General features: G+C 62.3%; 13 protein-coding genes. 6 read left to right on the forward strand and 7 right to left on the reverse strand.

Annotated features, from left to right (window positions below):
* Positions 1–86: 86 nt before the first annotated feature.
* The 3 genes from M1D88_RS06380 to M1D88_RS06390 all read right to left on the reverse strand — a co-directional run bounded on the left by M1D88_RS06380 (position 87) and on the right by M1D88_RS06390 (position 4,023).
* The gene (locus tag M1D88_RS06380) at positions 87–740 is read right to left on the reverse strand and encodes a Maf family protein (protein WP_458113717.1); all 654 of its coding nucleotides are present in this window, start codon (positions 738–740) and stop codon (positions 87–89) included.
* Between the two features lie 10 nt (positions 741–750).
* Positions 751–3,300, reverse strand: coding sequence for an MMPL family transporter (locus M1D88_RS06385; RefSeq protein ID WP_458113718.1), 2,550 nt, complete (start codon positions 3,298–3,300; stop codon positions 751–753).
* 66 nt (positions 3,301–3,366) lie between these two features.
* Positions 3,367–4,023, reverse strand: a complete 657-nt coding sequence (locus tag M1D88_RS06390; protein WP_458113719.1) for a TetR/AcrR family transcriptional regulator — start codon at positions 4,021–4,023, stop codon at positions 3,367–3,369.
* Between the two features lie 170 nt (positions 4,024–4,193).
* Between M1D88_RS06390 and M1D88_RS06395 the strand changes: the two genes are divergently transcribed.
* Positions 4,194–4,757, forward strand: coding sequence for a Clp protease N-terminal domain-containing protein (locus M1D88_RS06395; protein ID WP_458113720.1), 564 nt, complete (start codon positions 4,194–4,196; stop codon positions 4,755–4,757).
* Positions 4,758–4,902: 145 nt separating this feature from the next.
* Here M1D88_RS06395 and M1D88_RS06400 read toward each other — a convergent pair whose 3' ends face one another.
* From M1D88_RS06400 to M1D88_RS06415, 4 genes are all read right to left on the reverse strand, one after another.
* Complete coding sequence (locus M1D88_RS06400) at positions 4,903–6,339, reverse strand: dicarboxylate/amino acid:cation symporter (protein ID WP_458113721.1); 1,437 nt, start codon at positions 6,337–6,339, stop codon at positions 4,903–4,905.
* A 269-nt stretch (positions 6,340–6,608) separates the two neighbouring features.
* Complete coding sequence (locus M1D88_RS06405; protein ID WP_458113722.1) at positions 6,609–8,291, reverse strand: DUF885 domain-containing protein; 1,683 nt, start codon at positions 8,289–8,291, stop codon at positions 6,609–6,611.
* A gap of 176 nt (positions 8,292–8,467) precedes the next feature.
* Complete coding sequence (locus M1D88_RS06410) at positions 8,468–8,719, reverse strand: acyl-CoA carboxylase subunit epsilon (RefSeq protein ID WP_458113723.1); 252 nt, start codon at positions 8,717–8,719, stop codon at positions 8,468–8,470.
* Complete coding sequence (locus M1D88_RS06415; protein WP_458113724.1) at positions 8,716–10,299, reverse strand: acyl-CoA carboxylase subunit beta; 1,584 nt, start codon at positions 10,297–10,299, stop codon at positions 8,716–8,718. The genes M1D88_RS06410 and M1D88_RS06415 overlap by 4 nt, the downstream gene beginning before the upstream one ends.
* A gap of 204 nt (positions 10,300–10,503) precedes the next feature.
* Between M1D88_RS06415 and M1D88_RS06420 the strand changes: the two genes are divergently transcribed.
* The 5 genes from M1D88_RS06420 (at position 10,504) to M1D88_RS06440 (ending at position 20,740) form a co-directional block, all read left to right on the forward strand.
* Positions 10,504–11,394 (forward strand): SDR family oxidoreductase, encoded by an 891-nt coding sequence (locus tag M1D88_RS06420; protein WP_458113725.1) that lies wholly within the window; start codon positions 10,504–10,506, stop codon positions 11,392–11,394.
* 51 nt (positions 11,395–11,445) lie between these two features.
* Entirely contained in the window at positions 11,446–12,441 is a 996-nt protein-coding gene (locus M1D88_RS06425) for a biotin--[acetyl-CoA-carboxylase] ligase (RefSeq protein WP_458113726.1), read from the forward strand.
* Positions 12,442–12,583: 142 nt separating this feature from the next.
* Positions 12,584–13,072, forward strand: a complete 489-nt coding sequence (locus tag M1D88_RS06430; protein WP_458113727.1) for a PH domain-containing protein — start codon at positions 12,584–12,586, stop codon at positions 13,070–13,072.
* Positions 13,056–14,405: an adenylate/guanylate cyclase domain-containing protein gene (locus M1D88_RS06435; RefSeq protein WP_458113728.1), complete on the forward strand. Its 1,350-nt coding sequence runs from the start codon at positions 13,056–13,058 to the stop codon at positions 14,403–14,405. Before M1D88_RS06430 ends, M1D88_RS06435 begins: the two co-directional genes overlap by 17 nt.
* Before the next feature lie 326 nt (positions 14,406–14,731).
* Positions 14,732–20,740, forward strand: a complete 6,009-nt coding sequence (locus M1D88_RS06440; protein WP_458113729.1) for an Ig-like domain-containing protein — start codon at positions 14,732–14,734, stop codon at positions 20,738–20,740.
* Positions 20,741–20,806 lie beyond the last annotated feature (66 nt).

Raw genomic sequence — 20,806 nt, forward strand, 5'->3', positions numbered from 1 at the left:
GGAACCCTTGTAGCTCCGACCACCTGCCCTACTTCGCTAGGGTACCGCCGCCAAAATGGGCAGGCAACAAGATCAGCGGGTCACCTCTAAGGGTTGGCCGGCCAAAGTTCGGTGATGCCCACTTGGGCTTGCCCCAACAGGACCCGAAGGGTGGAAATGGAAAGCCCGACGACGGCGTGGGGGTCGCCGTCGATCTTGCGGATGAACGCCCCGCCGAGCCCGTCGATAGTGAAAGAGCCGGCACAGTGCAACGGCTCTCCAGTGGCAATGTAGGCGTCGATTTCCTCGCCTGACATCTCCATAAAATGCACTTCGGCCGACGACACCGCTCCGACTGTCGCGCCGGAACCAAGGGAGAACTCCGGATCGTCGTCGGCCTCGGTATCCCGGCAGTCCACGAGCCAATGGCCGGTGTGCAGTACGCCTTTGTTGCCGCTCATCCGCAGCATCCTCCGCCGCGCAATGTCCGGCGTGTAGGGCTTGCCATGCGACTCGCCCTCGAATTCGAAGACGGAGTCGCAGCCAATCACCAGCGCACCTTCGGATTCAGGAAGCGAAGCCACTGCTTCCGCTTTTGCCCGCGCCAGGAGCAGTGCAGTGTCGTGCGGCTCCGTCACCCCGTAACGGGCCTGGACTGCGTCCTCATCAACGTCCGAGACAAGAACCTCATGCCGGATGCCTGCCTCGCTGAGCAGTTTGGTGCGGGCGGGGGACTGGGAGGCCAGAATCAAGCGGGTCACGGGTTCCAGCCTAATTCACTTCAACACGTGCCTGCTCGGCCTGCTCGGCCTGCGCGGCAACTCTGGCCGGTTCTTTCTGGCGAAGTTTGGCCCCTTCGACGTCGACATCAGGCAGGATCCGGTCCAGCCACTTCGGCAGCCACCAGGCTTTGTCGCCCAGAAGATACATCACTGCCGGGACGATCGTCATGCGCACCACGAAGGCGTCAACGAGGACCCCGAAGGCCATGGCGAAGCCGAGGGGCCTCACCATTGTGAGGTGTGAGAAGACGAAGCCGGAGAAGACGCTGACCATGATGATGGCGGCGGCTGTGACCACGGCGGCGGCGTGACTGAAACCGGTGCGGACTGCATGCTTGGCGCTTTCACCGTGCATATAGGACTCCCGCATCCCTGAGGTGATGAAGACCTGGTAGTCCATGGCCAGGCCGAACAGCACGCCGATCAGGATGATGGGCAGGAAGCTCAGCACCGCGCCAGGGTTCGGAACATCAAAGATCGTTCCCAGCCAGCCCCACTGGTACACAGCGACGACGGCGCCGAACGCTGCCCACAGGGACAACAGGAAGCCCCCGGTGGCCAGCAGCGGCACCACGATGGAGCGGAACACGAGGAGCAGCAGGATCAGGGACAGCCCGACGACGATCGCCAGGTACGGGGGCAGCGCGTCGCGCAGCTTCGTTGAAACATCGATGTTGCCGGCGGTCTGCCCCGTGAGGCCGATGCTTACCCCGGTCGAGTCCTTGATCCCGGCACTTCTACCGCGGAGTTCGGAGACCACCTGGACAGTGCTTGCGCTGGCCGGTCCCTCCTTCGGAATCACTTGGAAGACGGCAGTGCGGCGGTCCTCGCTCAGGGCAACAGGGACAGCGGCGGTAACGTTGTCCAGGCCCCGCAGGATGTCAGCGACGTCGAACTGCATGGACTGGGCTTCGGTTTCGGTAAGCCCGGCCGGGAACTCGCCCACCACCACGATCGGCCCGGTCATGCCTTCTCCAAAGCTGCGGGCGGTGACGTCATACGCCTTGTATGCCTGGGACTCTACCGGCTCCGAACCGCCGTCGGGCAATGCCAGCCGGAGTTGGCCGGCCGGCAGGGCAAGCACGCCAAGAAGCGCAACGCCGGCCAGCATCGCCAGGATGGGGTGCCGGGTTACGAGGCCGCCCCAGCCGTGGCTGCTCTTGTGCTCTTCTTTTGCGTGGTCCTCTTCTTCGTGCCCAGGTGCGGCGTTGTGCTGTTCAGCTTTGGCCCACCCACGAGCGGAAATCAGCCTCCGGCCGATGAGGGACAGGACGGCCGGGGTCAGGGTCAACGCAACAACGACGGCGACCGCCACTGTTGCTGCAGCGGAGAGACCCATGACGGCAAGGAACGGGAGCCCGGGAACAACGAGGGCGGCAAGCGCGATGATGACCGTCAGGCCTGCAAACAGCACGGCGTTGCCCGAAGTGCCTGTTGCTAACGCCGCGGATTCCTCAGCGTCCATTCCAGCCAACAGCTGGCTGCGATGGCGGTTGACGATGAAGAGTGAGTAATCGATGCCTACGGCCAGGCCCAGCATGAGGGCCAGCATCGGCGAGATGGAACTCATATCAACCACGCTGGTGAGCGCGAACGTTCCCCCTACGCCTACTGCCACCCCCACCAGTGCCATGAGCAGAGGCAAGCCGGCCGCGATCAGCGTTCCCAGCATCACGATCAGGACAAGGGCGGCGACGGCGACACCGAGGATTTCGGAGACCCCGAACACGTCAGAGACGTCTTCGGTAATCTCTTTGCTCGCGAAAGCAGTGACACCGGCAGAGGACACCTCCTGCGCGATCTCCTGCACTTCCTTACGGACCTCTGGGTTGAGCGCATTGATGGAGGTCTTGAACTGAACCTGGGCAATGGCCGCTTTACCGTCCTCGGAGACAAAACGAATGCCTTCAGAGGCGGCGAGCTGCCGTTTGCCGAGCTCCAGCTGGGCGGCGCCTGCTTCGGCTTCTTTCCTGCAGGCCTCAAGCCGCTGCTGACCGGCAGCGATCTCCGCTTTTTGCTGGCCCAGCTGGGCTTCAATGGCGGATGCAGGCAAACCGGCAGCTGTCAGTTGCTGTTCCGCCTGGGCCAGTTGTGCGGCTCCGGCCTCAAGTTGGGCTGCTGATTTCTCCAGCTGGGCTTTCCCTTCGGCGGCTTTTTGCTCTCCGGCCACAAGGTCCGACTCCGCCTTGTCGAACTGGGCCTGGGTGGCGAAGGGGTCAACAGTCCCCTGGACATCCGGCAGCGTCCTGAGCTTGGTCAAAGCCGCCGTTACAGCGTCCGTGCCCGCTTGGCTGAACTGCCCGCCGTCGGCCTCAAACACGACACCCGCGGTGCCTCCGGCGGATTCCGGCAAGTCCTTTTTCAGCTTGTCCAGCATCCGCTGGGTTTCGGTTCCCGGGATCTGGAAGTTGTTGGACATGGTGCCGTGGAAAGCTGCGGCGGAGCCCCCGACGGCGAGCAGCACCGCCAGCCAGAGTGAGATGACGAGCCAGCGGTGGCGGTAGGAGAACTTGCCTAGGCGGTACAGGAGCAGGGCCATGTCAGTGCCGATCTTTGGGGAGAGGAGATGCCTGGGAGGAAGTCATGTCTGAAGGGGAGATTGAAGCTAGGGTGACGTGGCGAAGCCTGAGGCTAGGAGGTCCAAGGAATCAATCATCAATTGACGAAGTGTGGCCATGGAGGCTTCCGAAAGGTCGGGTCCACAACGCCTGAACCAGACATCCATGGCCGCCCTTCCACACGAAATTACCGAGCCTGAGAGGGCCCGAAGATAAAGTTCATCGATTTCGCCGTCAGTCTCGCCGGCCATGCGCTCACGAGCGGCCTCGATGATCTGCCCGGTGCAGTGGTCCCACGCTTCGAGTTCCGAGCGGGCGAGCTGGTGATTCTGCTGCATCAGGGTGAACAGTTCGGCAACGGGGGCAACGGCCATTGGATCGGCGAGGGCCATCATGGCTTCTTTGGCCGATACGATCACGGGCTCGTCACGCGGGCGCAACCGGAACTGCTGGAGCGCAACCTCCAGGAACTCATGCGTGATGTTCCCGATGGCCGCTTCGGTGCTGGCGTAGTAGTTGAAGAACGTGCGGCGCGATACACCTGCCGCGTCAGCGATATCCTCCACCGTGAAGTTACCCACACCCTTTGTGCGGATGAGCTCCATGGCGGCGCGTGTGATGGCCTGGCGGGTTGCCGCCTTGTTCAGCTCTCGCCGGGAAAGAGGGGGAGTTTCGGCAACAATTACCGGCACGTTTGGACTCACAGCGCTACACTACGTGCAAGTTTGCACTCTGCGCAACTTTGCTTCACAGTCTCCTGACAGTCTCGGGACAGCTCTCTAACACGTCGCCCGCCGAGAGTGGTTAAAGGCGGGCAATCAACGGCCGGCCGCACATCGGAGCCGCCTTCGGGCGGCAGATCCAGGAGAAAGCAATGTCACAGAAGAAGAAACTGACCCTTGGCCTAAGCGCCGCCGGCGTCGCGCTGGTTGCAGGTCTGGGAGTCTCGGGAGCGGCCTATGCCGCCACGACGACGCCGACCCCCACTCCCTCAGCGAGCGCATCTGCGGACGCTTCAACCGACGGTCAGCGCGGAGGCCCGGGCGGTCACGGCAAACGGGGTGGCGGCATGGGCGTGCAGGCGGCCGCGCTGGCTACGAAGCTCGGCGTTGACGAAGCGAAGGTTAGGGAAGCACTGCAGGCCTTCCGCGATGCCAACAAGCCTGATGCCACATCCGGCGACAAGGCTGCAGGCACCAGGCCGGATCGTTCAGCAATGGACGCCGCCCTCGCAACATCCTTGGCACAATCCCTCGGGATTGACGAAGCGAAAGTGACGGCCGCTCTGGAGGAGCTCCGCACCGAGGCGCAGACGGAACGTGCGGCTGCGCTCAAGACCCGCCTTGATAAGGCAGTCACCGATGGCACTCTGACCCAGGCCGAGGCTGACGGTGCAGCCAAGGCGGTGGAGAAGGGAGTAATCGGAGGCGGTCGCTAAGCGGAGTTTCCTAAGGGCACTTAAAGCACAATTCCCCGGGAAGTTCCCGGGGAATTGTGCTGCGGCACTGTGTTGGACGGCTTTCCTGGCAGCATCTCCCGGAGGGAGAACTCAGGGGAGAACCTAAGGGAGAAGCCAGTGGAAGTTACGCCTTCGAGGTTTCAAGCTCCTCTTCACGGGAAGAAGTGCCGCCTGCGGATGACGGGTCTTCCGCCGTCGGGGTGTCGTCGGAGAACGCCTCGCCGTTTCGCGGTGCGTTGTACAGGGTTTCGTCCAGGATGCCTTGACGCTTGGAAACGATCGCGGGCACAAGGGCCTGTCCGGCCACGTTCACTGCCGTCCGGCCCATGTCCAGGATGGGATCGATGGCCAGGAGGAGTCCGACGCCGGCGAGGGGAAGTCCCAGGGTGGACAGCGTCAGGGTGAGCATGACGACTGCGCCGGTGGTGCCTGCTGTTGCCGCGGAGCCGAGTACTGAGACCAGGGCGATGAGCAGGTACTGGCTGAAGTCCAGCTGGATGCCGAAGAACTGGGCCACGAAGATTGCCGCGATCGCCGGGTAAATGGCCGCGCAACCATCCATTTTGGTGGTGGCGCCCAAAGGCACCGCAAAGGATGCATAGGCGCGGGGGACGCCGAGGTTTCGCTCAGCCACGCGCTGGGTCAGGGGAAGCGTGCCAATGGAGGAGCGGGAAACAAATGCCAACTGGACGGCGGGCCACACCCCTGAGAAATACTGCTTGACGGAAAGGCCATGCGAGCGGATCAGGGCGGGGTAGACACCGAACAGCACAAGGGCCAGCCCGATGTAGATAGCGATGGTGAATTTGCCGAGCGATCCGATGGTGTCCCAGCCGTAGACAGCAACAGCGTTTCCAATCAGGCCGACGGTACCCAGAGGCGCGATCCGGATGATCCACCACAGGACCTTCTGGATCACAGCAAGGGCAGAGGCATTGAGCTTCAGGAACGGCTCGGCCTGCTTCCCCACCTTGAGGGCGGCGATGCCGACGGCGATAGCGATCACCAGGATCTGGAGCACGTTGAAGCTGACCGACGTGGTGACAGCGCCGGACTCAGCCACGGTGGAGGTGGCGCCGAGGCCCAGGAAGTTCTTCGGGAACAGGCCGATCAGGAAGGCCCACCAGTCTCCGGACTTGCCGGTGTACTCATCCTGCTGGGCAAGGCCCGTATTGGCGCCGGGCTGAAGGAAAACGCCCAGACCGATGCCGATCAGCACTGCGATGAGCGAAGTGATGGCGAACCACAGAAGGGTGTTCCAGGCTAGTTTTGCGGCATTGGACACTTCACGCAGGTTCGAGATGGAACTGACCACAGCCGTAAAGATCAGAGGTACGACGGCGGTCTGCAGCAGCGAGACGTAGCTTGAGCCAATGGTCTGCAAGGTTGCGCCGAGGCCGTTGGGGCTTGCTTTAGTGCTGCCGGTGTACTTGGCCAGGAGGCCAAGGCCGAGGCCGACGATGAGGGCAGCGATGATCTGAAAACCGAACGAGCCGGCCCACTTGGGCAGCTGGAACCCGGATTTTCCTGCAGGGGCGGGGATGCTTGTTTGAGTGCTCACCCGAATACGCTAAAGGCAGTGCATATACCACCGCGAACGAACGTTGAGAAATGTTACGGGCAGTTCATGCGTCACCGCGCCGATAATCCCCGTGATTACTGGGAGTTCAAGGCCGTTTGTGAAGTTATTCCCGACATTAGTGTGGCAAACGTCTCGGCTGTGGGCTGATCCGGCGGCGTGGCAGTCTTCCGGATGCGTGCGTCAAAGCGACGAAGGAGCAGCACGCGGAGGAAGGCGGCCACGTCGCTGGACTAGACCCGCGGGGTTAGTTAGGACAGGAGGGCGCGCTTCAGGGCGTCGAGGCCTACGGAGCCGATGTTCAGTGCCTTGGTGTGGAAAGCCTTGAGGTCAAAGTCGGGCCGGGTTTCGAGCTCGGCCCTGATCTGCTCCCAGAGTCGCTGGCCCACCTTGTATGACGGGGCCTGGCCCGGCCACCCGAGATACCGGGTGAACTCGAACTTCAGCTGCCCTTCGCTGATGGGGAGGTTGGCCCTGAGGAACTCCAGTCCTTTGTCAGGCGTCCAGGTTCCGGATCCCCAGCGCTCCGGGACCTCGAGTTCCAGGTGAACACCGATGTCGAACACAACCCGGGCTGCTCTCATCCGCTGCATGTCCAGCATGCCCATGTGATCGCCCGGGTCTTTCAGATAGCCAAGTTCCTGCATCAGTTTCTCTGCGTAAAGGGCCCAGCCCTCGCCATGGCCGGAGGTCCAGCAGACGTTGCGGCGCCAGCTGTTCAGCCGTTCACGCTGGTATACGGCAGTAGCGACCTGGAGGTGGTGCCCGGGAACTCCTTCGTGGTAGACGGTGGTGGTTTCCGACCACGTTGTGAACGTGTCTTCGCCTGCCGGGACGGACCACCACATCCGGCCCGGACGGCTGAAGTCATCCGACGGTCCGGTGTAGTAAATGCCGCCCTCGTCAGTGGGGGCAATGAGGCATTCGAGGGTTTTCATGACGTCCGGAATCTCGAAATGCACATCCGCGAGTTCCGCCACAGCCTTGTCTGACAGTTCCTGCATCCACGCTTTGAGGGCATCTGTTCCCTTGAGTTGGCGCGAGGGATCGTTGTTAAGGATCTCCTTGGCTTGTTCAATGGAGGCACCTGGCTTGATCTGTTCCGCAACCCGTTCCTGCTCGGAGATCAGCCGCTGAAGTTCCTGCACGCCCCAGGCGTAGGTCTCCTCAAGGTCCACCGTCGCCCCCAGGAAGGAGCGGGAAGCCAGGGCGTAGCGCTCCCGTCCCACCGCATCTTTGGCAGGGGCCACAGGGAGGAGTTCCTGCCGGAGGAATTCCGCGAACCGTGCGTAGGCGCGCCGGGCCGCGGCAGCACCGGCGTCGAGCTTGTCCTGGAGCTCCTGAGGGAGAGGTCCCTCCGCCGTTTTGGCCCCTGCCGCCAGCTTGGCGAAGAAGCCGTCCTCGGCGGCGTACTTGCTGGTCTGCTCAATCACAATCTCCACCTGGCGTACGGCGGAAACTTTCCCCGCATCCCGGGCAGCAAGAAGTGAGGCCGCGTACCCTTCGATCGCTGTGGGAACGTTGTGGGCCCGGCCTGCAATGTGGTCCCAGTGTTCCACGGTCTCGGTGGGCATCAGGTCGAAGACGGCACGAATATCCTGGGCCGGAGACGCGATGTTGTTGAGGTTGGCAACATCCCAGCCGGAGTTGTGGATTTCCAATTCGAGTCCGAGCCGTTCCTTCATGGCGTCCAGCGTCACGGCGTCGACGTCGTCCACCGGAACCTGCTGCTCAAGGGCGGCGAGCGTGGTACGGGCGGCATCGACAAATTGCTCGATTCCGGCCGGGGAGAAGTCCTGGTATTCGGTCTCGTGGCCAGGAACGCCGAGGGTGATGGCGAAGCTGGGGTCGAGCCTGATGAGGGTGTCAGTGTGCGCGTCGGCGATCTTGTCGATGGCGGTCTGCGGCCGAATGGGAGTGGTTTCGTTAGTCACCCTCACGAGACTAACGGCGCAAACCCAGTTATGAAAGACTTACTGAACCATTAGCAGGGGCCTCCGCCGCCGAGGGTTCCCTGGCCGAGCGCAGCGAGGTTTCTGTAGCAGGGGCCTCCGCCGCCGAGGGTTCCCTGGCCGAGCGCAGCGAGGTTAGGGAGGCGGTGGGGACGGATTCAGCCGCGGCTGCGTTTCCAGGCCCCTGGCCCTGGTGTGGGTGCGAGCCGAAGTTGCTGACGCCTGACCCAGCCGCGGACGGTAGGCTTCGCCGGTTCGGCTTGTTCTCCGCCACCGAGTGAAAGCACGACGGCGGTCAGCGCCGCGAGCTCCTCGGCTGTGGGATCGCCTTTTGTCACGGAGAAGAGCGGCGGCGCCAGCGGTGCTGCTATTCCTTCGCCCTGGCTCCCAGCAGGAAGTTCATTGCTCATAGCGGGATGTTTCCGTGCTTCTTGGCCGGAAGGCTGGCACGCTTGTCCCGCAGCGCCCGCAGCCCCTTAATAATTTGGACCCTGGTTTCGGACGGCACAATGACGGCGTCAACATAGCCGAGCTGCGCGGCCTGGTAGGGGTTCAGAAGTTCTTCCTCATACTGCTTGATCACTTCTGCACGCTTGGCTTCAACGTCGCCGCCGTCTGCCGCCACAGCTGCGAGGTCGCGGCGGTACAGGATGTTGACCGCGCCCTGCGCTCCCATCACGCCGATCTGCGCCGTAGGCCACGCCAGATTGAGGTCAGCCCCCAGTTTTTTCGAGCCCATGACGATGTACGCCCCGCCGTAGGCTTTCCTGGTGATAACGGTGACCTTGGGAACAGTGGCTTCGGCATAGGCGTACAGCAGTTTGGCTCCACGGCGGATGATGCCCTGGAACTCCTGGTCCTTGCCCGGCAGGAAACCGGGGACGTCCACCAAAGTGATGATGGGAATGTTAAAGGCGTCGCAATGGCGGACAAAGCGGGCGGCTTTCTCCGAAGCGGAGATATCCAGGGTGCCTGCGAACTGCATGGGCTGATTGGCCACGATGCCCACAGTGTGGCCTTCGACCCGTCCGTAGCCAATCATGACGTTCGGAGCGTAGAGGGCCTGCATCTCGAGGAAGTGGGCGTCGTCCACGATCTGTTCAACGACCTTGCGCATGTCGTAGGGCTGGTTCGCGGAATCCGGGATCAGCGTATCCAGCGCAAGGTCGTCGTCGTCGAGCTCGAGCTCCTGCTGGTGCTCCAGCACAGGGGCCTCGGCGAGGTTGTTCGAGGGCAGGAAGTCGAGCAGTTCGCGGACGAACTCAATGGCATCGGCTTCGTCAGCGGCGAGGTAGGTGGAGGTTCCGGTGGTGGCGTTGTGCTGGCGTGCGCCGCCCAGGGTTTCCATGTCCACGTCCTCACCGGTGACGGTCTTGATGACGTCCGGGCCAGTGATGAACATATGCGAGGTCTTGTCCACCATGACCACATAGTCAGTGAGTGCGGGGGAGTACGCTGCGCCACCGGCCGACGGGCCCATAATGAGGGAAATCTGGGGCACAACGCCGGAAGCGTGGACATTGTTGCGGAAGATATCGGCGAACATTGCCAACGAGGCCACGCCCTCCTGGATCCTTGCCCCGCCGCCATCGAGGATACCCACTACAGGGCAGCCGTTGCGAAGGGCGAATTCCTGGACCTTGACGATCTTTTCCCCGTTGACCTGGCTCAGGGACCCGCCGTAGACACTGAAGTCCTGGCTGTACACAGCAACCGGCCGCCCGTCCACCGTGCCGTAGCCGGAAACGAGCCCGTCTCCAAGCGGCTTCTTCTTTTCCATCCCAAAAGCGGTGGAACGGTGCACGGCGAGGGCATCGAACTCGACGAACGAGCCTTCGTCGAGCAGGAGATCGATGCGTTCCCGGGCGGTATTCTTGCCGCGCGCATGCTGCTTTTCGATCGCTTCGGGGCCGGAGGGCTGTTCGGCACGCGCCTGGCGATCGCGGAAATCTGCAATCTTTCCCGCTGTCGTGGTCAGATCGTGGCTCATCAAGTGTCTCCGGCTCTGTAGCTGATAGTCGCTGGCTCCCGGGTGCAGAACTTAAGTAGCATCCACACAAAATCCGGGCCCTGCTGGCTAGTCTAGTAACGTTTTGGACCCGCATGGCTGTAGAAAACCTACAAGGTTCAGTGCTCCGGTCGGCTTGGTCGAACATGTTACTCACCAGTAACATACTTCGGCTAGAGTGTTCCCATGACTTCAAGCAACGTTGCTTCGGGCGCCGCAGCAGAGCCGTACAAGGCCGCCGGTTCCCTTTCTGGCCGAACCATCCTGATGTCCGGTGGAAGCCGCGGGATCGGCCTGGCCATTGCCCTGCGCGCCGCCAGGGATGGTGCCAACATCGCGCTGATGGCCAAGACGGGGACGCCCCATGCAAAGCTTGAAGGCACGGTTTTCAGTGCCGCGGAGCAGTTGGTGAAAGCCGGCGGCCAGGCGCTGCCCATCGTTGGGGACGTCAGGAACGACGCCGACGTCGCGGGCGCCGTTGATGCCGCCATCGAGCGGTTCGGCGGGATCGATATAGTGATCAACAACGCCTCGGCTATTGACCTCTCAAGCACCGATACCATTGATATGAAGCGCTACGACCTGATGCAGGACATCAATGTCAGGGGCACGTTCCTGCTGTCCAAGCTGGCTCTCCCGGCGTTGCGCCGCTCCGATAACGGCCACATCCTGACACTGTCTCCGCCGCTGAACCTCGACCCGAAATGGGCCGGCATGCACTTGGCATACACCATGGCCAAGTACGGGATGAGCCTCACCACACTCGGTCTCGCAGAAGAACTCAAAGCAGACGGCATCAGCGTCAATTCACTGTGGCCCCGGACCCTCATTGATACCGCTGCCATACGGAACATGCCCGGTGGCAGCCACCTGGTCCAAGCCGCCCGTGGACCCGAAATCGTCGCCGATGCTGCCCACGCGGTGCTGACCGGAAGCAATGCAGTGTCAGGTTCCGCTTCCCAGAGCGGGAATTTCTACACAGACGAGGAAGTCCTGATTGCCGCCGGAGTCATGGACTTTTCCCCCTACAGCCTTGGTGTGCCCGAGGACCGGCTTGTTCCTGACATTTTCCTTTGAGCCTGGCGCGCGGAGGCCGCCGTCGACGTGGCAACTCGATAGGATTCAGCTATGGAAGCCCCCCAGTCGGATAACAGCCAGGAACCCGTTGACTTTCCGGAGCACACCGCACGGGGAGTCGAGCGTAAAGGCCTGGACCGGACAGCGCTGGTAAATGAGGATTTCCTGGCCGCCACTGGAATTCCGCAGCTCACCGTGGTCGATTCCACCGGCTCTACGAATGCCGATCTGCTGGAAGCTGTCACGACTGACCCCCGGTCCTGGCCCGACCTTTCTGTATTAACGACCGAGCACCAGACCGCCGCCCGGGGACGGCTTGGCCGCAGCTGGGAAGCCCCGCCGCTGAGCTCGGTGTTGGTCTCAGTGGTCCTCCGGCCTGTAAACGCGGAGGGCCGGCCGCTGCCCACGCAGAGCTACTCCTGGTTCTCGCTGCTGGGAGCCCTGGCCCTGCGCGAGGCACTCCTGGAGACGGCCGGCATCCCTGCTGAACTTAAGTGGCCCAACGACGTCATAGTCCGCGGACGAAAGATTGCCGGGATTTTGGCCCAACTGGGCCCCATGGGGGATGGAGGCGTGCCACCTGTTGTCCTGGGAACCGGGCTGAACGTCACGTTGACCCAGGAGGAGCTTCCCGTTCCCACCGCTACGTCTGTGTTGCTCGAAGAGGCCCAAACCGTAGACCGCACCGTTCTCCTGAAAAGCTATCTTTCCCGGTTCGCCACCTTGTACCGCAGCTTCTGTAACGCCGACGGCGACCCCGCAGCAGGGATGGCGGGTGGGCCATCCTTGCATAAGCGGGTGCAGGGCGTTCTGGTGACGTTAGGCAAGCAGGTGCGCGCCCAACTGCCGGGCGACCACGAAATTATCGGCCACGCCACCAGGCTTGACGAGTATGGATCCCTTCTTGTGGTTGACGCGGCTTCGCACGAGCATGTGGTGACCGCCGGCGACGTCGTCCACCTCCGTCCCTGGACTCCGCCAGGGCAAGACGATTCGAAAGAATCAGGAAGCGGTTCCGGGGGTTCGACCGAGAGCGGTTATGCGTAGACAGCTGTTGCCGGGTGAACAGGTGATAGTGGTCACGCGGCCCCAGCCGAGGACTTTGATTATCCCGGCCGCTCTCTTCATCGCAGTCCCAGCAGTGGGTGCCTTCGCAACGGCATGGATCGTCAAAGGGGAACCTGCGAGGATGTTTCCAGTCGTAACCTCCGCTTGGACGTTTTGGCTGGTGACTGCCTGCATCCTGCTTGTCGCCTGGGTTCTCTGCGGGTACTGCCTTCCGCGCACTTTGCGGTGGCAGTCGACGCGCTACACATTGACCAGTCAGCGCATAGTTGCCAAGTACGGAATGTTGCGGCGCAGGGAATGGCAGGTTTCCCTTGCAGCTATCCGGCAGGTGTGGGTGGTTCAGTCGGTGCTCCAACGCATATTGCGTTCAGGGAATATATCCTTGGATACCGGGCATCATGATCCAGCGGTGCTGGCGGACGTTCCGGAGGCGGGGAAGTTCCGTGATTTTGTCCTTGAGGCCATCGATGAACTGCCGCCGGCTTCGGTCCTTTTAGAAGAGGACAGCCGCGGAGACGGGCTCGAGGACGTGGACAGATACTGGGAGGGCCGTTCGCAACAGCGGCCCAGGAGACCGAGAGAAGGTGGAAGAGATGAACGCTGGCAGTGAGCACACTGAAGCTGTGCCCTTGGCCTCCGGGCAAACTCAGCCACCGGGAGAGACTCCTGAATCGGCAGAATCACGGGAACGCGAACTCACACACGAAGAAACACCGGAACGCGGAGAAGCGCAGGAACCGGAAGAATCCATTGAACCGGTGGTAGAGGCCGCCACCATCGAAGACGCCGTCCTGGAAACGGCCCCTGCCTCGCCGTTCGCCGAACCTGCTGCTGAGCGCGGTCCCCAATCCGACGCTGCTGATTTCGCCCCCGTGACCGGGCCCCCGGCCACAGGCACTTTCTCGGCGGAGCGTCTGGCGGCAAAAGCCTTGGAAGCCCGGTTGCTCGGCGGTGAGCGAAAGCTGCGCCGGCGTGAAGTCGCGGCCGGTGCAGGTCTCTCCTTGTTGTCCGCGCGAAAGCTCTGGAGGGCCCTGGGCTTTCCCAATCTCGGCGACGAGGACGTCGCCTTTACCGAACGGGACCAGGCTGCGCTCTCCACCGTTGTTGATCTCGTCCGGACCGGAAAGCTGACGGAAGAGGCGGCTATTTCCGTGACGAGGTCCATCGGTCAAATGACCGACCGCATGGTGGTCTGGCAGATCGAAGCCCTTGTGGAAGACATGGTTCATCAGCAGGGGGTTCCGGACGCCGTCGCCCGCAAGCGCCTGGTCAATGAACTTCCGGCCCTGGTGGACGCCCTGGAGGAAATGCTGGTCTACTCGTGGCGCCGCCAGCTCAACGCCGGCGTTCAAAGGCTGGCCGTCCGTGCCGAAGCCGGGCTGCAGGCCAGCGAAGAAGGCCGCGAAGGGGACGAAGATGACGCGCCGTTGCCCTTGGCCCGTGCCGTCGGCTTTGCTGACCTGGTCTCCTATACGAGTCTCTCCCGCCGGATGAACGAAAAGACTCTTGCCCAGCTGGTGCAGCGCTTTGAGAACAAGTGCGCCGAGATCATCTCCGTCGGCGGCGGCAGGCTCGTGAAGACAGTGGGCGACGAAGTCCTGTACATCGCCGAGACGCCGGCCGCCGGCGCAGAAATCTCCCTGGCGCTTGCCGAAGCGTTTACGCAGGATGAGATTCTGCCGGAGGCCAGGGTGTCGCTGGTCTGGGGCCGGATCCTGTCACGACTGGGCGACATTTACGGACCCACTGTGAATCTCGCAGCACGCCTCACCGCACTGGCGGACCCGGGCACCGTACTGGTGGATTCTGTGACTGCCGCCGCTCTGGACAGTGACGAACGGTTCGTGCTGGTCCCGCAGCCCGTGGAGACCGTGCGTGGCTTCGGCGAAATCCTTCCGGTGCTGCTTTCGAGGGGAAGCGGCCGCGGCCTGGTCCTGGACTAGGCCTTGTCCTGGACCAGATCGGGTCCTGGATCGCGGCCGCCCTATTCATACAATTGATGGTCTTATGAGATAGTCGGAGCTGACCGTCGGCCCGATCACCGTGGCCGGCCGCCTCCATTATTTTTTGTTCTGGTCTTTTGGTTGGTCTTGTGCTGCTTTTTTGGTGGCTTTTATTGCGGGGGAATTGTAGGGCTGTGACACATCTGTTCGGCAGGTCTGGGTCTCGTCGGCGCCGCAGTGGGTTTTTTAGTGGGGCTGTTTTTGCGGTGGCTGGTGCTGCGTTGGTGGTTGGTGCTGTGGTTTATCCGGGGTTTAAGACCACTGAGGTGGAGTTGAACGATGGTGGTGTCTGGGTTGTGAGTAAGTCCAGGAATGCTGTGGGGCGGTTGAATTATCCGTCGCGGGTTCTGGATGGGGCGGTGACGCCGGCGAGTACTTCTTTTGATGTGTTGCAGAGTGCCGGGGATGTTTTTGTTGATGATCCGACGGGTTCGACGTTGAATCAGGTGTCGGCGGCGAATATGCGTCTGGGTGGGGATAAGAAGTTGCCGGGGTCCGCGGATGTGAGTTTTGGCCGGGGTGTTTTGGCGGTGACTGATCCTGGTAAGGGGACGGTGTGGGCGTTGTCGCCGTCCACTGTTAATGGTTTTGATGAGGAGTCCAGCGAGCCGGTGGTGGTGGGTTCGCAGGGTTTGGTGTCGGCTGTGGGCGCTGATGACCGGATCTACAGTGCTGATCCGAAGACAGGCAGGGTTTCTGTGACGTCTGTGGATGCGGAGGGTGTGTCCACGGGGGTTCAGGAGAGCACGTGGGAGGCCTTGAAGGGGGCCGGTGATTTGCAGTTGGCTGTGGTGGGGGATCAGCCGGTGGTGTTGGATGCTGGGCGGGGGAAGCTGTTTTTGCCGGGCGGGCGGGAGCTGGCGTTGGCGGATGCGAAGGACGCGAAGCTGCAGCAGAGTGGTCCTGCCTCTGATGCTGTGGCGGTGGCGACTCCGAAGGCGTTGTTGTTGCAGCCGTTGGGCGGGTCGACGGCGAAGACGGTGACCTTCAATGGTGAGGGTGTTCCGGCGGCGCCGGTGCAGCTGGGCGGCTGTGTGCATGCTGCGTGGTCGGGGGCGAACAGGTATGTGCGCGAGTGCGTCAATGACGCTGATGACAAGAACGTTGATGTTCCCAAGGCCAGTGCGTCTCCGGAGTATGTGTTCCGGGTGAACCGGGATCTGGTGGTTCTTAATGATGTGAATTCGGGCAATGTGTGGCTGGTGAACCAGAACATGCAGCTGGTGAACAACTGGGACGACGTTGTCCCACCCAAGCAGACCTCCGACGATGCCGACAAGGATTCAGCAGACGAAGTCCAACAGACCGTCCTGCCAGACCGGACAAAGCCCAACAATCCGCCGCTGGCAAAGCCGGACGTGTTTGGTGTCCGTGCGGGAAAAACCACCGTCCTTCCGGTGCTGGACAACGACACGGATCCCGACGGCGACGTCCTCACGCTCAGGACGCCGGAGGCCCTGAAATCCGGTGCGCTTTCTGCGATCTATGGCGGCACAGGCTTCCAGATTGCTGTTCCCGCAGAGAAGTCAGGCTCTGAAAGTTTTACGTACACAGTAGATGATGGCCGGGGACTCTCCGCAACTGCCGACGTTACGCTCAGGATTGTTCCTGCCGCCGAGAATGCTGCCCCGCAGCAGAAACCAAACCGAAGCACTGCCTTGGTGGTGCAATCCGGAAAGCTCATCAGCCAGAATATTCTGACTGACTGGATCGACCCCGACGGCGACGATCTATTCGCGGTGGGGGTGGCAAGCTCCGATCCCCGCGACCAGGTCAAAATCCGCCCGGATGGCCTGTTGTCCTTCCAAGACTCGGGAACGGCGCCTGGACGAAAGACTCTGACGGTGACGGTCTCGGACGGGTCCAAGGCCGCCGAGGGGAAGATTATCGTCGACGTCCGGGCACCCGGGGCGCTTCCTCCCGTGGCCAATGCAGACCATGTTGTAGCTGTCGCGGGGACCGATACCGTCATCGCACCGCTTGGCAACGACGTAGACCCTCAGGGCGGCTCATTGCGGCTGGCCCAGGCAACGCCTGATGCGCAGTCATCAGCCACCATCGGCGCCGACCAGCAGACCTTCACTTTTAATTCCGCCACTCCAGGGCCCCACTACGTGACCTACCTTGTGACTAATGGTCCCGCGAGTGCGCAGCAACTGGTCCGCATTGACGTGGTGGAGGCAAACGGCCAAGGCGCGCCGGTTGCTGTACGGGATATCGCCTTGCTCCCCACCGGAGGGAACGTCCTGGTGGACGTCCTCGGCAACGATTCGGATCCCTCAGGGGGAGTGCTGGTGGTTCAATCAGTAACTGCCGGCGATGGTTTGCCTGTCAGCGTGTCAGTCCTGAACCACTCGGTGGTGAAGGTTACCGACATCCGGGCTGAAGGCCAGCTAACGATGAAATACACCATTTCCAACGGCAAAGCGTCCGCTACCGGGGAGATAGCAATCCTGCTGGTCCCGGCACCCGAAAAGCTCCAGCCGCCGCAGGCCAAACCGGATGAAGCAATCGTCCGTGTGGGGGACGTTGTCACTGTGCCTGTTCTGGCCAATGATTCAGATCCTAATGGCGGGAAGCTGACGCTGGTTCCGGATCTTGCCCAGCAACCCGACGCCGCCGACGGGCGGATCTTTACCGCTGGAGACTCGTTGCGATTTATTGCCGGCGAGGTACCCAAGACGGTCTACGCCATCTACAAGGTCCGGAATGAATCCGGACAGACAGACTCCCAGCAGGTCACCATCAGGATTGCGGCCAGGGACGATGCCCGGAACACGCGCCCAGAGCCCCGGAACCTCACGGCCCGTGTCGTCGCTGGGATGACAGTGAAGATCCCGGTTGAACTGAACGGCGTTGACCCCGACGGCGACTCCGTTCAGCTGGTCGGGATCGACCAGGCGCCTGCGATGGGAACTGCCATTGTGAGGGAGGGATATCTGGAGTTCACCGCAGGAGGTGACTCAGCAGGCACAGATACCTTCACCTACATAGTCCGCGACCGTATTGGAGCGGAAAACACGGGCACGGTGATTGTGGGCATTGCACCGCCGGAGCCGAACAACCAAAAACCGTTGGCCGTCGACGATTCGGTGGAAGTGCGCCCAGGCCGCAATATCGCCGTCGACGTACTCGCCAATGACTCCGACCCCGACGGCGATCCGGTAGCACTGGTGGCGAACGGCTTCGAGGCGCGCCCGGAGCTTCAGGTCCAGGCCGCGGAAGGCTCCAAGGTCCTGCTGACGGCTCCCGCTGTTGCCGGGAATGAAAGCGTTCGTTATTCAATCCAGGATGACAGGAGTGCCAGCGCCGGCGCCGTGATCAGGGTGAAGATCAGCCTTGACGCAGAGCTGAAACCGCCCGTGGCCGAAGATGATCACGTGACCCGGGCTGAAACCCTGGGAAAGTCCGCGGTGGACGTGCCGGTGCTCAAGAACGACGTGGATCCGGACGGCGTCGCAGCCGAACTTTCCATCGGTCTGCCGGATGGAAATCCGAATGCGCGCGCAGCCGAAGGCAGCGTGGTCGTGACCCTGACCCCACAGGAACAACTCATTCCCTATACCGTCACAGATGCCGATGGCCAAGTGGCCACCGCCGTGATGTGGGTTCCCGGGCAGGCGGAACAGCTGCCTACCCTGGCCAATTCCGATGTAGTGGAAGTGATGGCCGGCAAGGAACTGACCCTTGACCTAAACGAGTACGTCAGGGTCCGGGAGGGACGGTCGCCAAGGATTACCGTGGCCGACAAAGTACATGTTCAGGGTGCGGATCCGTCCAACGTGATCACCTCCAACGGAACCGGACTGCGTTATGCCGCCAAGCCGGACTACGCAGGTCCAGGCTCCCTGACCTTCGAAGTGACCGACGGGACGGGTCCGGATGATCCGGCAGGGTTCACGTCCACGCTGACCATCATGACGCGGGTCATTCCTGACCCCACCGCAAACCACCCGCCCACCTTCAGCGGTACTTCGCTGGACGTACCCAAGGGCGAAACGGCCACCGTGGACTTGCGGGGCCTCGCCAAAGACGTTGACGAGCAGGACCAGGACAAGCTCAAGTTCGAGCTCGACGGTACGCTGCCCACGGGGTTTAAGGCAGCGATTGAAGGAAGCGAGCTCAAGGTCAGCGCGGAAAACTCCGTCGTCCTGGGTTTCGTCGGCAGCATCCCTGTCCGCGTCACAGACGCTCGTTCCCCGGCAGTGAAGGCAACCATTTCAGCTAAGTACGTCGCCTCCAACCGGCCGATGCCCGTTGCCACCGACGACGTCGTGGACAAGGCCAACGCCGGGCGTGCGGAAACCATCAATGTCCTCGCCAATGATTTCAATCCCTTCAACGACGCTGCCCTGAAGATTGTTGCGGCAACCGTGGAAACCGGGTCGGCGGCGGGCCAGCCTTCCGTTTCCGGAGACTCCATTTCGGTGACGCCGGCAGACGGCTTCAAGGGCGTCATGGTGGTGCGCTATACGGTCATGGACAAAACGGACGACGTCTCCCGGCAGGCGAGCGGACGCATCAGGCTTACGGTACGCGACAAGCCGGATGCTCCTTCCGCTCCAGCCGCCACCGACGTGAGAAGCCGGACGGCGGTGCTCAAATGGCAGCCGCCGTCGGACAACGGGTCAGCGATCACCGAATATACGGTCCGGTCCGGCTCGTTCACCCAAAAGTGCGCCACGACGACGTGCACCCTCACTGGCCTGACGAACGACGTCAAGTATGTCTTCACGGTGACGGCCACCAACGAGGTTGACGAGTCCGCGCCATCAGCCCCCTCCAACGAGATCCGGCCCGACGAGAAGCCCTCGCCGCCGGATGCCCCGGCAGTAAAAGCCGGGGATAGGGACATGGTGATCACCTGGCAGCCGGCACAGACCGAGGGTTCCGCCGTGAAGACCTACAACCTGGAGATCTCCCCGCCCCCGGCCAACGGCATCGCCGTCAAAAACGATGTGGCGGGCCTGAACTACACCTGGCCCGGCCTCACCAACGGCGTCAAGTACAAGGTGAGGGCGCAGGCTGTGAACGAGCTTGGCCCCTCCGACTGGGGACTCTATTCGCCGGAGGATAATCCGGCCGGCGTTCCGGGCGCACCCGCGGCCCCAACCTCGGCGGTGGCATCCTCCGTCGGCAACCAGAACCAGCTGACGGTCAACTGGACAGAGCCGAACACCAACGGCGATCCGATCAGGAACTACTACGTCACCATGAGCGGCGGGGACTCAGCGGCTCAAACCCAGACCATCACGGGAACGGTCCGGACCGCCACATTCACCGCCAACAACTCCGAAGCCGCCTACACCTTCACCGTGCAGGCGGAAAACAAGGCCGGCAAGGGAGCCGTCAGCGCGCCATCTGCCCCTCGACGTGCCACGGGAAAGCTCGGGCAAGTGACCGGGGTGAGCGCCACACCGGCCGATACGGGCGGCAACGGCGGGGAGGTCACTATCAACTTCAATCAGCTCACACCGGATCAGCGGAACGGTTCAGCTGCCAACGAGGTGTCCTACACCTATTACGCTACGGCCGACGGCCAGACGGGTCCCATCCTTCCGGGGCAGACGGTGGGCGGCTTCGCCAACGGCAGGGCGACCGATATCACGATCATCGCCCATTCCACCGTGGCGCCCAGTTCGGATGCCAGCACCAAGGCGTCCGTCACGCCCTACGGGGCGCCAGGAACGCCGTCGGCATCCGGAACCAACGGTGGAATGAACCAGAAATCACTGACGCTGAGCTGGTCCTCACCCACGGCCACAAACGATGTCGCCCAGACCAGGATAAGTTTCGACGGCTCGGGCAACTGGGAAACGGTAGCTCCATCAGGCAGCCGGGTTATTAATACCGCGGGCTTTGATGAACGGCACAGCATCCAGGTCCAGACGTTCAATTCACTGGGTCAAGGCGGGCCGATCGCCACTGCCAGTGCCCAATCCGGTCGGATGGGGGAATGGACAACAAGGATGAGCACAGCGGATCCCAACTTTGTGCGGTCCTGTACTTACACCCTTGGCGGAGCAAACTACCGGCCTGCGCCGTACTACGACTGTGACGGCATCAACGCCCATCGCGAGCCGTGGTTCTACGTGGCCGATGCCGACCCCATTGTGGTGCGCTGCTACATCATTCAAAGCGACCATTGGACCCCCAACCCGATCCGAACCTGGTACCGGATAGAAGCCGGCTCAGGGCGGAACGTGGGGCGTTACGTCGTCGCGGGCTCCACGGCGTTGGGAGAACCCGGCGTGCAAGGGGTGCCACCGTGCTGACGGACGCGTTGCCACTTGGCGCCGCGGGAAGTTCTCCCCATCGCAGGCTTTGGAATGCTTGGGTAG

This window comes from Arthrobacter sp. R1-13 (assembly GCF_054161475.1).

Excerpts from the sequence above, each read along its gene's own strand:
- M1D88_RS06385 (WP_458113718.1), bottom strand. The coding sequence starts at position 3,300 with ATGGCCCTGCTCCTGTACCGCCTAGGCAAGTTCTCCTACCGCCACCGC.
- M1D88_RS06415 (WP_458113724.1), bottom strand. The coding sequence starts at position 10,299 with ATGAGCCACGATCTGACCACGACAGCGGGAAAGATTGCAGATTTCCGC.
- M1D88_RS06395 (WP_458113720.1), top strand. The coding sequence starts at position 4,194 with ATGTCACAGAAGAAGAAACTGACCCTTGGCCTAAGCGCCGCCGGCGTC.
- M1D88_RS06410 (WP_458113723.1), bottom strand. The coding sequence starts at position 8,719 with ATGAGCAATGAACTTCCTGCTGGGAGCCAGGGCGAAGGAATAGCAGCA.
- M1D88_RS06435 (WP_458113728.1), top strand. The coding sequence starts at position 13,056 with ATGAACGCTGGCAGTGAGCACACTGAAGCTGTGCCCTTGGCCTCCGGG.
- M1D88_RS06420 (WP_458113725.1), top strand. The coding sequence starts at position 10,504 with ATGACTTCAAGCAACGTTGCTTCGGGCGCCGCAGCAGAGCCGTACAAG.
- M1D88_RS06425 (WP_458113726.1), top strand. The coding sequence starts at position 11,446 with ATGGAAGCCCCCCAGTCGGATAACAGCCAGGAACCCGTTGACTTTCCG.
- M1D88_RS06430 (WP_458113727.1), top strand. The coding sequence starts at position 12,584 with ATGTTTCCAGTCGTAACCTCCGCTTGGACGTTTTGGCTGGTGACTGCC.